Source organism: Granulosicoccus sp. 3-233 (assembly GCF_052681095.1).
This window is the reverse complement of sequence record NZ_JBQYLE010000008.1, coordinates 180,441-195,108: the sequence shown is the minus strand read 5'-3', so window position 1 is coordinate 195,108 and position 14,668 is coordinate 180,441. Positions and strand designations below refer to the sequence as shown.

General features: G+C 59.0%; 14 protein-coding genes. 11 read left to right on the top strand and 3 right to left on the bottom strand.

Annotated elements, in window-relative coordinates:
- The first annotated feature begins 23 nt into the window (after positions 1-23).
- Complete coding sequence (locus ACUNV4_RS20530; RefSeq protein ID WP_430880483.1) at positions 24-1,157, top strand: glycosyltransferase; 1,134 nt, start codon at positions 24-26, stop codon at positions 1,155-1,157.
- Positions 1,158-1,213: 56 nt separating this feature from the next.
- On the opposite strand, the gene ACUNV4_RS20525 is transcribed toward ACUNV4_RS20530, so the two are convergent.
- Positions 1,214-2,140: a DMT family transporter gene (locus ACUNV4_RS20525; RefSeq protein ID WP_430880482.1), complete on the bottom strand. Its 927-nt coding sequence runs from the start codon at positions 2,138-2,140 to the stop codon at positions 1,214-1,216.
- Positions 2,141-2,266: 126 nt separating this feature from the next.
- Between ACUNV4_RS20525 and ACUNV4_RS20520 the strand changes: the two genes are divergently transcribed.
- Genes ACUNV4_RS20520 through ACUNV4_RS20505 form a run of 4 tightly spaced genes read left to right on the top strand, consistent with a single transcriptional unit; the run spans position 2,267 to position 5,622 of the window.
- On the top strand, positions 2,267-3,247 hold the full coding sequence (locus tag ACUNV4_RS20520; protein WP_430880481.1) for a zinc-dependent alcohol dehydrogenase: 981 nt from the start codon (positions 2,267-2,269) through the stop codon (positions 3,245-3,247).
- A 16-nt stretch (positions 3,248-3,263) separates the two neighbouring features.
- Positions 3,264-3,668, top strand: coding sequence for a 6-pyruvoyl trahydropterin synthase family protein (locus ACUNV4_RS20515; protein ID WP_430880480.1), 405 nt, complete (start codon positions 3,264-3,266; stop codon positions 3,666-3,668).
- Positions 3,665-4,717, top strand: coding sequence for a glycosyltransferase family 4 protein (locus tag ACUNV4_RS20510; RefSeq protein ID WP_430880479.1), 1,053 nt, complete (start codon positions 3,665-3,667; stop codon positions 4,715-4,717). Before ACUNV4_RS20515 ends, ACUNV4_RS20510 begins: the two co-directional genes overlap by 4 nt.
- Positions 4,711-5,622: a class I SAM-dependent methyltransferase gene (locus ACUNV4_RS20505; RefSeq protein ID WP_430880478.1), complete on the top strand. Its 912-nt coding sequence runs from the start codon at positions 4,711-4,713 to the stop codon at positions 5,620-5,622. The genes ACUNV4_RS20510 and ACUNV4_RS20505 overlap by 7 nt, the downstream gene beginning before the upstream one ends.
- Here ACUNV4_RS20505 and ACUNV4_RS20500 read toward each other — a convergent pair.
- Positions 5,597-6,619 (bottom strand): RibD family protein, encoded by a 1,023-nt coding sequence (locus tag ACUNV4_RS20500; protein WP_430880477.1) that lies wholly within the window; start codon positions 6,617-6,619, stop codon positions 5,597-5,599. The two genes, ACUNV4_RS20505 and ACUNV4_RS20500, sit on opposite strands and share 26 nt — an antisense overlap.
- Before the next feature lie 75 nt (positions 6,620-6,694).
- On the bottom strand, positions 6,695-7,993 hold the full coding sequence (locus ACUNV4_RS20495) for an NAD(P)/FAD-dependent oxidoreductase (protein WP_430880476.1): 1,299 nt from the start codon (positions 7,991-7,993) through the stop codon (positions 6,695-6,697).
- A 307-nt stretch (positions 7,994-8,300) separates the two neighbouring features.
- Between ACUNV4_RS20495 and ACUNV4_RS20490 the strand changes: the two genes are divergently transcribed.
- The 6 genes from ACUNV4_RS20490 to ACUNV4_RS20465 all read left to right on the top strand — a co-directional run bounded on the left by ACUNV4_RS20490 (position 8,301) and on the right by ACUNV4_RS20465 (position 14,654).
- On the top strand, positions 8,301-9,302 hold the full coding sequence (locus ACUNV4_RS20490; RefSeq protein WP_430880475.1) for a taurine ABC transporter substrate-binding protein: 1,002 nt from the start codon (positions 8,301-8,303) through the stop codon (positions 9,300-9,302).
- 102 nt (positions 9,303-9,404) lie between these two features.
- Positions 9,405-10,211 (top strand): ATP-binding cassette domain-containing protein, encoded by an 807-nt coding sequence (locus ACUNV4_RS20485; protein ID WP_430880474.1) that lies wholly within the window; start codon positions 9,405-9,407, stop codon positions 10,209-10,211.
- Positions 10,208-11,476, top strand: a complete 1,269-nt coding sequence (locus tag ACUNV4_RS20480) for an ABC transporter permease (RefSeq protein WP_430880473.1) — start codon at positions 10,208-10,210, stop codon at positions 11,474-11,476. The genes ACUNV4_RS20485 and ACUNV4_RS20480 overlap by 4 nt, the downstream gene beginning before the upstream one ends.
- A gap of 340 nt (positions 11,477-11,816) precedes the next feature.
- Entirely contained in the window at positions 11,817-12,599 is a 783-nt protein-coding gene (locus tag ACUNV4_RS20475; protein WP_430880472.1) for an IclR family transcriptional regulator, read from the top strand.
- A 181-nt stretch (positions 12,600-12,780) separates the two neighbouring features.
- Positions 12,781-13,860, top strand: coding sequence for a GTP cyclohydrolase II (locus ACUNV4_RS20470; protein WP_430880471.1), 1,080 nt, complete (start codon positions 12,781-12,783; stop codon positions 13,858-13,860).
- Positions 13,857-14,654: a CDP-alcohol phosphatidyltransferase family protein gene (locus ACUNV4_RS20465; RefSeq protein ID WP_430880470.1), complete on the top strand. Its 798-nt coding sequence runs from the start codon at positions 13,857-13,859 to the stop codon at positions 14,652-14,654. Before ACUNV4_RS20470 ends, ACUNV4_RS20465 begins: the two co-directional genes overlap by 4 nt.
- Positions 14,655-14,668 lie beyond the last annotated feature (14 nt).

Below are 14,668 nucleotides of genomic sequence, written 5' to 3'. Positions count from 1 at the left end.
CGCGGTGTGCTGCATCTCCGGACATGATCTATCTATTCCTGGTTTCCATGGGTTTCATTGCCTATACCTACGCGGTGTTTCCACTGCTGCTGCACCTGCGCGCACGGTCGCAGCCGGTACTGAGTACCGTGGTCCCGGAGCACTGGCCCTCGGTGAGCATCGTGATTCCCACCTGTAATGAAGCCCGTTTTCTCCCGGCCAGATTGAACAACCTGGCAGCACTGGACTATCCGGCGTCGAAGGTCGAATGGATCTTCGTGTCCAATGGCTCCACCGATGGCACAGAGGCCTGGCTGCACAGTGCATTCTTCGGCTATCCCGATCGCAAGTATCTGCATCTGGCAACGCCGGTTGGAAAGAGCAGCGCCATCAAACAGGGGGTTGCCCTGGCCAGCGGCCGCATCATCGTGTTCATGGATGCACGCCTGCCCGTATCAGGCAATGCCTTGAAAAAGCTGGTGCCCTATCTGCAGTACCCGGAGGTGGGTGCCGTCAGCGGTGAACTGGTCCTGTCCGATCCAACCAGCCTGGCTGCCGGAAACTTCGGCCTCTACTGGCGCTACGAGAAATGGATTCGCGAAAACGAGAGTCGCCTGTATTCGACGACGGGGGTCACCGGCGCCTTGTACGCCATTCGCCGGCGTGACTTCAAGCCCAATCGAAACGCCACGCTGCTGGACGAATTCGACACCCCGGTCAGATTGCTGAAACAGGGAAAGCGCACGCTGTTCGTGGCTGGCGCGCATGCCTACGACAAGGCCTCGGACAATATCCGGCAGGAATTTCAGAAAAAGGTGCGCAATCTGGCCGGCAACTGGCAATCGTTCCAGGCAAATCCCTGGCTGTTCCAGCCATCCAGAAACCCGGTCTGGTGGCAATTCCTGTCTCACAAGCTGTTCCGCCTGCTGGTGCCTTATGCACTGATCACCGCGTTTGTCAGCGCCCTGCTCGGTGAGGGCACCTTCCTCGATATCATGTTCGCGCTGCAGTGGATCTTCTACGTACTGGTGGCCGCAAGCTACCTGAACATGCCCGGCACCGGCAACCGGGTAATGAATCTGCTCAAGGTCATTGTCCAGCTCAATGCTGCAGCCCTGATGGCCACGCTGCACCACCTGAAAGGTCAGCAACCTCCCGGCAGGGGCCGATCGGGCTGAGCCATGCAAGCCCGGGGGTGGCTGACCCGGGCGCACACCGGACGCCGCCGCTGCGGCTAGCCCTGATTGGGTACCGCGCCCTTGGCTTTGGGTGTCCTCTGTATACCCAGCCGTCGCTCACGCAGAATGATGACAACACCGGCAATGATGATCAGCAACACGCCGGTAAGCATCAACGGCGTCGGCACCTCGCTGAACACAAAATAGCCGATCAGTAGTGCCAGCAATATCGAACTGTATTCAAAGGGCGCAATGACGGCCACCTCGGCATGGCGGTAGCTTTCCGTCAGCAGAATCTGGCCAACGCCACCCAGCAATCCACCCGCCACCAGCAGCGCAAAGGAATGCGCCGATGGCAATACCCAGCCGAAAGGCAGAGTCAGCAGCGCCAGCAGGGAAGACATGCAGGAAAAATAGAAGACGATGGCACCCGTACTTTCCGTTGCCACCAGCTTGCGAGCAAACACCTGCGCCAATGCCGAGAACACCGCCGCCATCAGTGCAGCAAAGGCACCTATGGTTTCCAGGCGGCTGGAAGTGGCGAAGTCCATGTCGGTGAATCGCGGCAACACGACCAGAAAGACACCGAACAGGCCAAGCAGCAGCGCGGCAAATCGGACCGCCCGAATGCGTTCGCCGAGAAACATGGCGGCCAGTATGGTCACCATGAACGGGGCGGTATAGCCGATGGCCACCACTTCAGGCAGGGGCAACAAACCCACGGCCAGGAATCCCAGCCCCATGGCGCAGCTTCCCATCATGCCACGCCACACATGCCCCATCGGGTCCACGGCCCTGAGCTTGCCGGGGAATTCTCCGCGAAACATCAGCCAGCCCAACAGCACCGGAATGGCGAAAAAGGAGCGAAAGAACATCGCCTCCCCCGAAGGAACATGATCAGCAGAGGCCTTGACGCAGGAGAACATCATGACAAACAGGCCGACCGACAGGACCTTGAGGATAATGCCTTTGACCGGATTCACTGGAGATGCTGGCGGCTGCGAGGGGGCGGTTACTATAGGCCAAGTCTACCGACATTGTAAGGCGTGGGCTCCTCACCTCGCACCCGGCCGCTGACGCTATACTCGCCCTTTTACACTCAGAGCCCCATGGACGCCGACGCCTTCTGGATTACCGGAGCACGATCCGGAGAGATACGCAGCACCGCATTGCCCGAGGCAGGGCCGAACGAGGTTACCGTCCGCTCGCTCTATTCGGCCATCAGCCGCGGCACCGAATCGCTCGTCTTCAACGGTGCGGTACCTTCGGGGGAGTATCAGCGCATGAAGGCCCCGTTTCAGGAAGGCAACTTCCCCTGGCCGGTCAAGTATGGATACATCAATGTCGGCCTTGTCGAACACGGACCGGCGTCCTTGCTCGGTCAACAGGTGTTCTGTCTGTATCCGCACCAGAGCCGATACGTGGTGCCGGCAGACGCTGTCACTCCCATTCCATCGCAGATACCCGCCGGCCGGGCGGTTCTGTGCGCCAATCTGGAAACGGCCATCAATGCCCTGTGGGATGCACGGATTGCCATCGGTGACAAGGTCAGCGTGGTCGGTGCAGGCGTTGTCGGCTGTCTGGTGGCCTGGCTGGCCGCGGCCATACCCGGCTGCGAGGTCGAGCTGGTCGACATCAATGCTGACCGGGAAACGCTGGCACGGGCACTGGGGGCCAGCTTCAGCCTGCCTGAGCGGGCGCAGACGGAACGCGATCTGGTGGTGCATGCCTCGGCCAGCGAGCAAGGACTGGAGACCGCTCTGGCGCTGGCAGGATTCGAGGCCACCGTACTGGAATTGAGCTGGTATGGAGACCGTCCGGTCAAGGTGCCTCTTGGCCAGGCATTCCATTCCCGCCGCCTGCAGATTCGTTCGTCACAGGTCGGGCAGATTGCCTCGACTCAGCGCGCTCGCTGGGACTACCGCCGCCGTCTGTCTCTGGCGATCCGTCTGCTGGACGACGAGGTACTGGACAGACTGATCAGCGGAGAAAGTGATTTTGCCGAACTACCCGAGGTATTCGGCACTCTGATGAATGGTGGTCGGGATGTGCTGTGCCATCGTATCAGATACCATCGTAAAACCACCTGAAACCGGATACCTGCCTGTGTACAGTCTGAACGTCAGAGAACATTTCATGATCGCCCACAGTTTCAAGGGTGAGATATTCGGGCCGGCACAACGCATGCACGGAGCTACCTATGTGGTCGACCTTGAAATGCGTCGCCCGCAGCTCGATGATGACGGACTGGTGGTGGATATCGGTCTGGCCAGCCAGCAACTGGCTGCCGTTCTGGCCGACCTCAACTACCAGAACCTGGACGAAGTCCCCGAATTCGCTGGCAAGAATACAACCACCGAATTTCTGGCGGCTGTCATTTTCGACAGAATTGCCGCCCGCATCAGCGCCGGTGAACTGGGTCCAGCGGCCAGGGGGCTGACCACAATGAAGGTGACTCTGCATGAATCCCATATTGCCTGGGCAGCCTTCGAAGGTGATCTGCCCGCTTGAGACGCTCGATCGACACGCTGTATTTCCTGATCCCCGGTGACATCGACACGCTCACGGGTGGCTATCGCTATGACAGGCGCATCATTCAGGGTCTGCGCCAGCTTGGCAGACCCGTAGAGCTGATCACCCTTGGTGAGAGTTTTCCGTTTCCCGATGCCCGCGACAGGGCACATGCGCAAGCCTGCCTGGCGGGTCTTCCCGATGGCGCCCTGGTGCTGATCGACGGTCTGGCTGGTGGCGTCCTGGCGGAGCCTTTGTCAACGCAGGCAGGCCGCTTGCGTCTGATCTCACTGGTACATCACCCGCTGGCACTGGAGACCGGCATCGACGTCGACACTGCCAGACAGCTGAAACAGGAGGAGTCCGCTGCCCTGGCTCAGGTAGACCGAATCATCACGACCAGTGAAACCACAGCTCTGTCACTGCGCGACTACCGTGTCCCCGATACAGCGATAGTCACCGTCTGCCCCGGCACAGACAGCGCGCCACTGGCCGCAGGCTCCGGCACCGGGACACCTCGACTGCTGTGCGTTGCGACGCTCACGCAGCGCAAGGGACACCGCGTTCTGCTCGATGCGCTGGCCAGTCTTCGTGACCTTCCGTGGAATCTGGTCTGCGCCGGCAGCGCCGAGCGTGATACGACTGTCGCCCGGGCGTTGTTCGCCCAGACACGGGCACTGGCCCTGCAGGATCGGGTACGGTTTCCCGGTGAAGTGGACGAAAAGACGCTGAGTGCGCTCTACCATGAAGCCGATCTGTTCGTTCTGGCCTCCTTTCACGAAGGCTATGGCATGGTGCTCGACGAAGCCATCGCACGCGGCTTGCCGATCGTCGCCAGCGATGCCGGAGCCATGGCAGCCACCGTGCCTGCCAACGCCGGCCTGCTGTGTACAGCCGGCGACACCCAGGCGCTGGCCGCCGCATTGCGCCTGTTTCTGGAACACCCGGAGACTCGGTCTGACCTGCAAACAGCGGCCAGAGAGGCGAGAAGCCGGCTCCGCAGCTGGTCACAGGCAGCCATGGAATTCAATGAGGCCCTGCAATGGTAGACCAGGTGACGAACGGCAATCCTGCCGGATTCAGTAGCGAATGGCTGACGCTGCGCGAACCGGCTGATCACGACGCCAGGTCGGAGAGCCTGACGCGACAACTGGCAGACTGGGCTTGCGCGCAACCCGGCTTGACCGTCATCGAAATGGGCTGTGGCACCGGTTCCAACTTTCGGTTTCTATGTCCTCACCTTGGACATGGGCAGGAGTGGACGCTGTTCGATCACGACGAGATGCTCCTGACGCAGCTGCCGATCTCGATACGGCAATGGGCTGGCCAGAGGCGGCTTGACGTCAGCGCCAGCGCCAATGCCATCGAGGTTGCAGGCATGAATTTCAGTGCCCGTCTACGCTGGCAACAGGCGGATCTTGCCAACGAGCTGCATACCCTGCCCTTCGAGTCAGCTCAGCTGATCACAGCCTCTGCCCTGCTGGATCTGACTTCACAGGCCTGGCTACAGCAGTTGGCCGAACAATGCATCAGCCATCAGTGTGCCTCTCTGTTCGTGCTCAACTACGATGGGCGCATCAGTTGGCAGCCCGAAGAGCAATACGACGTACGAACCATGGCTCTGCTGAACAGGCACCAGCTCGGCAACAAGGGGTTCGGACCGGCAATGGGACCGCAGGCAGGACAGGCTCTGGCGAAATTGCTGAGCCGACATCAGCAATGTCAGGTCGAGCGCAGCGATTGGCAGATCGGTCCTCGCCAACAGGCCCTGCAACAAGCCCTGCTCGCTGGCTGGCTGGCAGCGGCCGAAGAATTGGCCCCGGCAGAAGCTGATGCTCTCGAGCAATGGCATGCGCATCGCCTCGATCATATTGCAAGCATGGAATCGTCACTCGACGTGGGGCATACCGACATCCTGTCGCTGCCTCTCAGCGCCCCGCCCACAACCTCGTGACCGACGGACCCTTGGCTGCCGAAGACACCTCTGCTTCGTGTGCCCTGCCCTCCCAGAGATTGTCATCGAGTTCGAAATCCCACATGACATCCTCACCCATCCTGTAGAGCTTGTAGGCCGGACGCAGTGCCTGCAACATGCTCTGCGCACCCGGAATCTGCAAGGCCGGCACGCCGTCACCGACCAGCACCGGAGCCGTTGCAATCTGCAGACGATGCAGACAGCGCGCATTGAAGAATCGCGACACCGTTACCCCACCACCTTCCACGAAGACTCGCCTGATTCCCTGATCTGCCAGCACGGCAAGTATGGCGCGAGGCTCCAGCGCCTTCCCGTCCGACTCAACGGCTATTCGGCGACAGCCAGGCAGTTCGGGACAGGCCGACAGATCGGTTTTGCTGTCATGCAACAGCCAGGTGGAAGCCTGGCCGTCATTGAGAATCCGCGTATCCGCAGGCACACGCGCGGCCGGGTCGATGATGACTCTCACGGGACTCTCACCTCTGACCGCGCGCGTGGTCAGCTGCGGATCGTCTGCCGTGATGGTACCGGCCCCGACCACCACTGCCTGACACAGGGAACGCAGACGATGCAGATGCTTGCGGTTTTCCTCGCCGGTTACGAAGAAGGCATCGCCACTGCAAGTCGCGATCCTGGCATCGACACTCTGCCCCAGGTGCGCAACGACATGCGCTGGCTGCAGCGGTGTGCCCAGAATGGGCAGGTACAGCTCCAGCAGGTGTTGTGTCTCGACAGGCAGGTCATCTGCCTGATGCCAACCACTATCTGCCTGCAGGCGAAGGTGTACCTGCCCTTCGCTGGCAGACACTCTGGATACCGAGCCATCCCCATGCGAATAGCGCAACGCAATGTCACCGGCATTCGACGAGCCATGGGAAACATCATTGGCCAGCCACTCATCCATCAGCGAGCGTGCTGCCATCAGCAAAGCCCAGGCTTGCTGCTCGGCTGGAGATTCGGTCAATTGCTCAGACACGCCGGATATCACATCATGACAGGTTCAGGGACATTCGAATCATGCAGTAAAAGACGTCATGATGCCACTGTCGGTTCAAAGCCCTCCCATCATCGAATCCAGACGATCCTTGACGCTCATGGCGGGGGCTGCCATGGGGATCATGGCCTTCAATGGACCATGAAACGGTATGGCGCTTACGGGCTGTACGGGAAATGGCAGACTGCTCTCGGGCTCTCCCAGCACCTTGCGAGTCAGTGCACGGCCCATGACCGAGGTCATGGCAATACCGCGACCACTGAAACCGAGAGCAGACGTCAGCCCCGGTGCTGGCTCATGAATGTGCGGCATCATCTCCGGCGTGACCGCGATACGCCCTCCCCAGGTACGCTCCAACGCCGTGCCCCGCAGTTGCGGAAAGACCGTATGCAGCCCCTTCTGCAAACGAGCAATGGCCAGCTTGCCTACGTGCTCGGAGCTCCCGACACAACCGAAGATCAGGCGACCATCGCGGTCATATCGGCAGAAATAGATGGCCAGGCGGGTATCGGACAAGGTAACCGAACCGGGCAGCACGGTTGCTCGCAGCGACTCACTCAGGGGCTCTGTCGCCAGGGCAATGCTCACGAGCGGCAAGAACGTCTTCTGCAAACCCGGTGACGGTGAGGTTCCGGTATAGCCATTGGTTGTCTGCACCACCTGTTCGGCTGTCACACTGCCCTTCACTGTGCTGACCTTCCATTTCCCGTCTCGCCGCTCCATGGATTGCACCGGCTCTTCACAGAAAATCCGTGCGCCACGCGCCTGCGCTGCACGCGCATAACCACGCGTCAGTGACAGTGGATGCACATGCCCGCCCGCCTGATGAAACAGGGCAAAGCGATAGGCTGGTGAACCGCTCATGTCCTTGACCTGCTCTGCCTCGAGCAGATCGATTCGGGCGCCTGCCTGCGACCAGCCGGCCTGCAGATGCTCCAGAGATCGCCTGCTCTGACGGGTATGCGCCGCCTGCACCCAACCGTTCTGAACCGCATCGCATTCGACATCGTAGTGTTCGATATCGTGAAACAGATCATCTGCCGCACTCAATGTGGTTCTGACAAGAAGCTCTGCACGCGCGTCACCAAAGCGGCTTGCCAGCTCATCCGGGGTCTGGCGCCAGACAGGGTTGCATTGTCCACCACTGCGCCCCGAGGCTCCCCAACCGATGTCTCGGGCCTCCAGCAGAACCACCGAAAGGCCTGCCTCGGCCAGTCCCAGTGCGGTGCGACAGCCGGTCAGACCTCCACCGATGATGACGACATCTGCCGTCGTATCCTCTTCAAGGCGCGAGCAAGGCGGTCTGGCCGTCGCTGTTGTCGGCCAGTGAATCTCCCGAACCGGATCGTTGCTCACCTGAAAGCACCTCCAAAAAAAGTTCTATATTATAAAACTCATATTCCTTGATTTAAAACTTAATACAGACCCGTATGACTGTCAATGAGATCCTCGAGGCATGAAAATGCGTGTTCGCCCGACACTTCTCGTAACAGACAGGAAACCGGTCTGATTCGGAGAAAAACATTGACCTGACTGGGCATTCACCATTAGCCTCATATTGCGATATTCAAGTTCTGTCATATGAAACCTGTATATCGTGCTGATGCGACAACGATGAAAGCTTCGGCCCAAGGCCAGCTAATGACCTCGCTAGGAGAAAGATATGAATTTTCGTATTACACGCGCACTGATTGTGGGCACGGTGTCAGCCCTGTCCACCCAAGTGGCCATGGCTCAGGACCTTGACGAACTGACCGTCGGATACTTTCTGGAATGGCCCATGCCGATGATCGCTGCCAAGGACTCCGGAGCCTACGATGAGGCTCTGGGCATACCGGTAAAATGGGTATCCTTCGAAACCGGCACCGCCATGAGTGCTGCAATGGCATCCGGTGATGTTCACCTGTCTGTCTCACAGGGCGTACCTCCCTTCGTGGTAGCCGCATCCGGTGGGCAGGATCTGCAAGTACTCGATGTTGCAGTCAGCTACTCGGACAACGACAACTGCATCATCAATGCAGACCTTGAAATCGACAAGGACAGCGCCGGTGAACTGGCCGGCAAGAAAGTCGCCGTACCGCTGGGTACCGCTGCCCACTATGGCTTTCTGCGTCAGATGGACCACTTCGGTATCGACCTGGCCAGCCTGCAGATTGTCGACATGGCACCACCGGAAGGCGCTGCCGCACTGGGGCAGGGCGCTGTGGATTTTGCCTGTGGTTACGGCGGTGGTCTGACCCGCATGAGAGAGTATGGCAACTCACTGCTGACAGGTGAAGAAAAGGAAGAACTTGGCATACTGGTATTCGATGTCACTACGGCACCAGCATCCTTCATCGCCGAGAACGGTGAGCTGGTGGCGAAGTTCCTGTCCGTGACTGCGGCCGCCAACGAAGACTGGAACGCCAATCAGAATGAGGACATGCTGGCACTCATCGCTGAAGGGTCCGGCATGGATCTCGAGGCCGCCAAGAGTGCCATCTCGACCATGAAATTCCCGTCCGTCGAAGAACAGCTGTCCGAGAAATGGCTGGGTGGCAATGCGGCCGAATTCATGAAGGGTGTTGCCGATGTCTTCGTCGAAGCCGGTTCGATCGACTCGGCTCTCGACAGCTATGTCGATGCAGTCAATATCGGTCCCTTGCAGGCAGCCCACGACATGTAAACAAGGCTCTGCCATCGGCGCCACATTCGTGGCGCCGGTCACTTCTTCATTCGATGAACACGAGTAACAGAGCTCTGACTCTGGCAGTCAAGGGAGATTGGTGTGGGTAAACTGATTCTGGAACATCTGTCGATGCGCTTCGACATCCCCAACGGCGAGACAGTGCATGCACTGAAGGACGTCTCATTGACGCTTAACAAAGGGGAACTTCTCAGCGTGCTCGGCCCATCCGGGTGTGGCAAGACAACCTTGCTCAATATCGTTGCCGGTTTCCTTGCCCCTACCGAAGGGCGGCTGGTATTGAACGATCACGATATCGTGGGACCCGATGCCGAACGCGGCATGGTATTTCAGCAAGGGGCATTGTTCGAGTGGATGTCAGTCAGGGAGAACGTGGGTTTCGGGCTGTTGATGAAAGGCACTCCGGAAAAGGAGAAGGCCATTGTGGTGAATCATCTGCTCGATGTCGTCGGCCTGCGCGAGTTCAAGGAAAAGGCGGTTTATGAATTATCCGGTGGCATGCAGCAACGTGTCGCCCTGGCTCGCTGCCTTGCCAATGACCCCGATGTCATCCTGATGGACGAGCCTCTGGGCGCACTGGATGCACTGACCCGCGAAAAGATGCAAAGCCTGGTACTGAAGCTGTGGAAGGAGACCGGCAAGACCATCATTCTGATCACGCACTCGGTGGAAGAGGCGTTGCTGCTGGGTGAGCGATTGATCGTCATGGCACCACGACCAGGCCGAATACACAAGGAGTACCAGCTGCCATTTGCCGAACTCGGCGTGGAATCGGACCTGAGAGAAGTGAAGAAGCACCCTGATTTTGCATCAACCAGAGAGGAGATTCTGAACATGATCTGGGACATGGAAGAGGAAATCATGGGTACAACGGAGGCCGCGCAATGATCCCTCTACTGATTTACGTCTCCATATTCACTGTCGCTTACCTGATCGTCACCAAACTCATTGCAGGTGCGCATCAACGGGTTTTCTCTTCAAGAAAAACCGTGACCTTCGGCGACGAGAGCGCCGTACGACCCAACCGCATTGCCAGCGTGATTTCCATCGCAACGCTGTTTCTGCTATGGGGCATATTCACCGGCTCGACGCTGCTGCCGGCATCCCTGCATGCCCCGGCACCATTCGAAGGCACCGCCACTTTCACCTATACAGCGCAAAACCAGGCTCGGGAAACCGACGATGCGACGGTCACCGTTCTGGTACACCCTCGCGAAGCCTCTGCCAGCGCGCCGGAAATCGAACCGGGTGAGGGCTTCGCCCTCAATGATTCGACCAGTGTTGCCCAATGGCGAACGAAGCTGATCAATGTCATCAGGAACGATGAAGCATCAGATGGCGACAAACTGCAAGTCGTTGCCATCGACGGCCAGGCCATCAGTCCCGGCGCCAGCGTCGATGTCGACGGCGGTACCGTGACACTCTCCGACAAGGGAACGCCGAACTTCGAACCGACGCGCGGTTGGCAAATGGAACCGCTGTACTTGCCGGCCCCCGAAAAGGTATGGGAGCGCACCGTGAAAATCGCCAGTGAAGGATTCAGGAATTTCACCCTTGCCGAGCATCTGGGCTACTCACTGTTCCGGGTTATTGTCGGTTTCCTGCTGGGCGCTCTGGTCGGGATACCGCTGGGCTATGCCATGGGACTGAGCAACTGGTTTCGCGGCTGGTTTGATCCGATCGTGGAATTCATGCGACCGGTTCCACCACTTGCCCTGATTCCTCTGGTCATCATCTGGGCAGGTATCGGCGAAGCCGGAAAGATCATCCTGCTGTTTCTGGCAGCCTTGTGGATCATGGCCATTGCCGCGCGTTCCGGTGTTTCCGGCGTGAAGATTTCCAAGGTTCACGCCGCCTACTCGCTCGGTGCCAACAAGAAACAGATCATGCGCTACGTCATCATTCCGAACTCCCTGCCCGAGATATTCACCGGAGCCCGTGTGGCCATGGGTGTGTGCTGGGGAACCGTGGTGGCGGCCGAGCTGGTTGCCGCCGAACAGGGTGCCGGCATGATGATCATGACCGCCTCCAAGTTCCAGAATACCGACATCGTCATCATGGGCATCATCCTGATTGGCGTGATCGGCTTCGGCATCGACATGCTGATGCGCTGGGCCGAGAGGATTCTGGTTCCCTGGAAAGGCAAGGGCTGATCACGTCTGCAAGACTGCGGGTTGTCAGCGACAACCCGCAGTGCATTACTCGACCTCCCCTGCAGCAACAATGCTGGCGTAAGGAGACTCCTCGAACACCACCTGCGAAGGATTGTCAATGCCACTGACACCTTTCATCGAAGCGGGGAATCTGCCAGGAGGCAGAGAAACAGGCGGTTTGACCAACCCGGCGACCTTGCCCGATCACCACACCAGCGGGCGACTTCCTGGCATTTGGTCAGGTGGTGCCATGCAACCGATGAGCTGCGCCGGTAGAACATCCCGGGCGCCCGGATATCGCGAACCGTGGATACCAGAACAATGAGCGATATACAACAATATGAAAAGCTCGATAGTAGAGAAATTACTGCATGTCCTGACACTGGTCAGTGAGTCGAAAAAGCCCAGAACCTTCTCTGAGCTGGTTGCCGACAGCGGCCTGCACAAGAGCACTCTGCATCGACTGCTGGCACTGGGATTGCAATATGGGGTGCTCCAGTACGACGAGAAAGGCAAGACCTACCTGCTGGGTCCCAAACTGTTCGATCTGGTCAAGAACGCCTACCAGGGTTATGACATCCAGATACTGGCACTGAACGAAATGATGCGCCTGCACAAGCTGGTGCGCCAGAATGTCACCATCGGCGTGCCCGTCGGTTCGGATACCGTCTATCTGCGGATCCTGGAAGCACCGCAGTCCATCGGCCCGATTCCACAGCCGGGCATGCGCGAGCCCTTCCATTGCTCCGCCTCAGGCAAGGCCCTGATGGCATTTCGCCCTGACAGCGCCATCAAGACCAAACTCGATGGACATCACTTCGAGAAATACACTGCCAACACGATCACCTCCGCAAGCAAATACCTCAAGGCACTCAAGGAAGTCCGCAAGACCGGATTCGCGGTCAACGATCGCGAGGAATATGACCATTTCGTCGGCATATCGGCACCCATTTTCAATTACCTGTCGGAACCCATCGCTGTCCTGAACATATGGAGCCTGCATCAGCGTTGCCCGCTCAGCGAGTTGCAGGGATGGTCCACGGAGCTGATGGCATCGACTGCTCGCGTTACCAGTCTGATAGGAGGCAAACCTCCGGAGCTGAGCACCTTGATCGGTCATTGAGAGCAACACGGCAGGCACTCGAAGAACGTTTCGGAACTGTTGCCTGAAAGCATGATCAGAAGCTGACTGATCGGGTAAATCCTTACCCTGGTAACCCAATTCTCCGGTCTCACCGTATAGTGTTCAACACAAGGACTCAGCAACCAGACGGATGACCTGCTCCAGAACTCAAGACAAACAGATGACTGATCCACTGGCAGTAGAACGGTGCATCGTTGAGCTGCAACGAGGCCGCGAAGTGGTCCTCACCGACCCCGCCGGCAACCGGGCAATCACCCTGGTCGAGAGCCTGACCCAGGACATGCTGGCAGCCATTCAACAGGCAGGGCCGTGCCAACTGATCCTCTCTGCCAACCGCGCCGAGGTGCTTGGACACACCGCTCGCTCAAGGGCGGCTGTGCTGTCTCTACCTGCCAAGGCACCACTGCACACCGTACGGCAACTGGCAGGGCTGGAGACGCTTAGGCGGTCCGTACCGGAGCAGGATCAGTGGCACCTTGCAGCCGATTCCTCGCTGGCGGCGCTGCGTCTGGCTCGGCAGGCGCATACTCTACCGGCATTGCTCAGCTATGCCCTGCCGGTGGGACCAGGATCGATCCTGAGTACCAGTGTCGACGATGCGCTGCTGCATGAACCCGACACCTCGAAGCTGATGGCATTGAGCCGCACTCGCATTCCACTGGCCGGTGCCGACAGTGTGGAGCTGGCGGTTTTCCGCGAACGTCACGGTTCGGCTGAACACGTGGCGATGACAGTCGGTCGTCCGGACCGCAGTCAGGCAGTCACTGTCAGATTGCATTCATCCTGTTTCACCGGTGATATTCTCGGCAGTCTGCGCTGCGATTGCGGCGAACAACTCAGCAGCGCCATCCACAGCATGGCATCGGCAGGCGGCGGCATCATCCTCTACCTGTCCCAGGAGGGTCGCGGTATCGGGCTGGCCAGCAAGCTGCGCGCCTATCAGTTGCAGGATGAGGGTCTGGATACCCTGGAGGCCAACGAACATCTGGGGTTCGGTGAAGATGACCGACAATACCAGGCAGCCACCACCATGCTCAAGGCTCTGGATGTTCAACGTATTCGGCTGATGACCAACAACCCGCTGAAAATCGAGGCACTGCAGCGTGAGGGCATCGATGTCGTTGACCGCCTGCCGTCCCACACGCCGGTGAACATGCACAATGCACGCTATCTGGAAACCAAACGGACACGCGCAGGCCACCTCTTGCACGGGGATAGTCTGGTCGAGTCCCTTGTGTGAAAGCAGTACCCGTGCGGACACGCCGCACAGACAGGACACCTCAGGAGTCGAAGGTGGCGGTTGCCGCTCCAACCCTGTCTCGTCAGCTACTTCAGCACTGTTGCCTTGCCTCTCTGTGCATGCTGATCATCCTGTGGGTCGAATTGTCACTGATCGCAGATCCTGCAGACAAGACAAACCTGGCGCAGATGATCCTGATGACACTGCTGCCATGGCTTGTCATCTGTTGGCTATCCTGGAAAGGACTGCCTGATCATCCTCATGCGCGTTTCGGTGCAGCCAATGTCCTGACCCTGTACAGGGCAGCGGGTACCGTGCTGCTTGCCGGCTGGATTCCGGTCGTGTCCCAACTGCCACCGCCTGGTCTGGCATTGCTCTCCCTGTGCTCGGTCCTGCTGCTGACCCTTGATGGCCTGGATGGCTATCTGGCGCGGCGTACCCACCTTGCCTCGGCATTCGGTGCACGTTTCGACATGGAAATCGACGCCTTGCTGACGCTGGTCATCAGCGTCCTGGTATGGCAATCGGGCAAAACCGGCATCTGGATTCTGCTGCTGGGTCTCATGCGCTACGGCTTCGTGCTGGCAGGTGTCGTATGCACTGCGCTGGACAATCCCCTGTTCCCGTCCTTTCGACGCAAACTGATCTGCGTCGTCCAGCTGGCCACGCTATGCGCAATACTCTCGCCATGGGTTTCCCCTCCCTGGTCCACCGCTCTGGGCATGGTTGCCTGCCTGCTTCTCTCAGCCTCCTTCGTCCGCGACACGCACTGGCTGCTCACACGGCCCTCATGAACAACCCGGCTGTT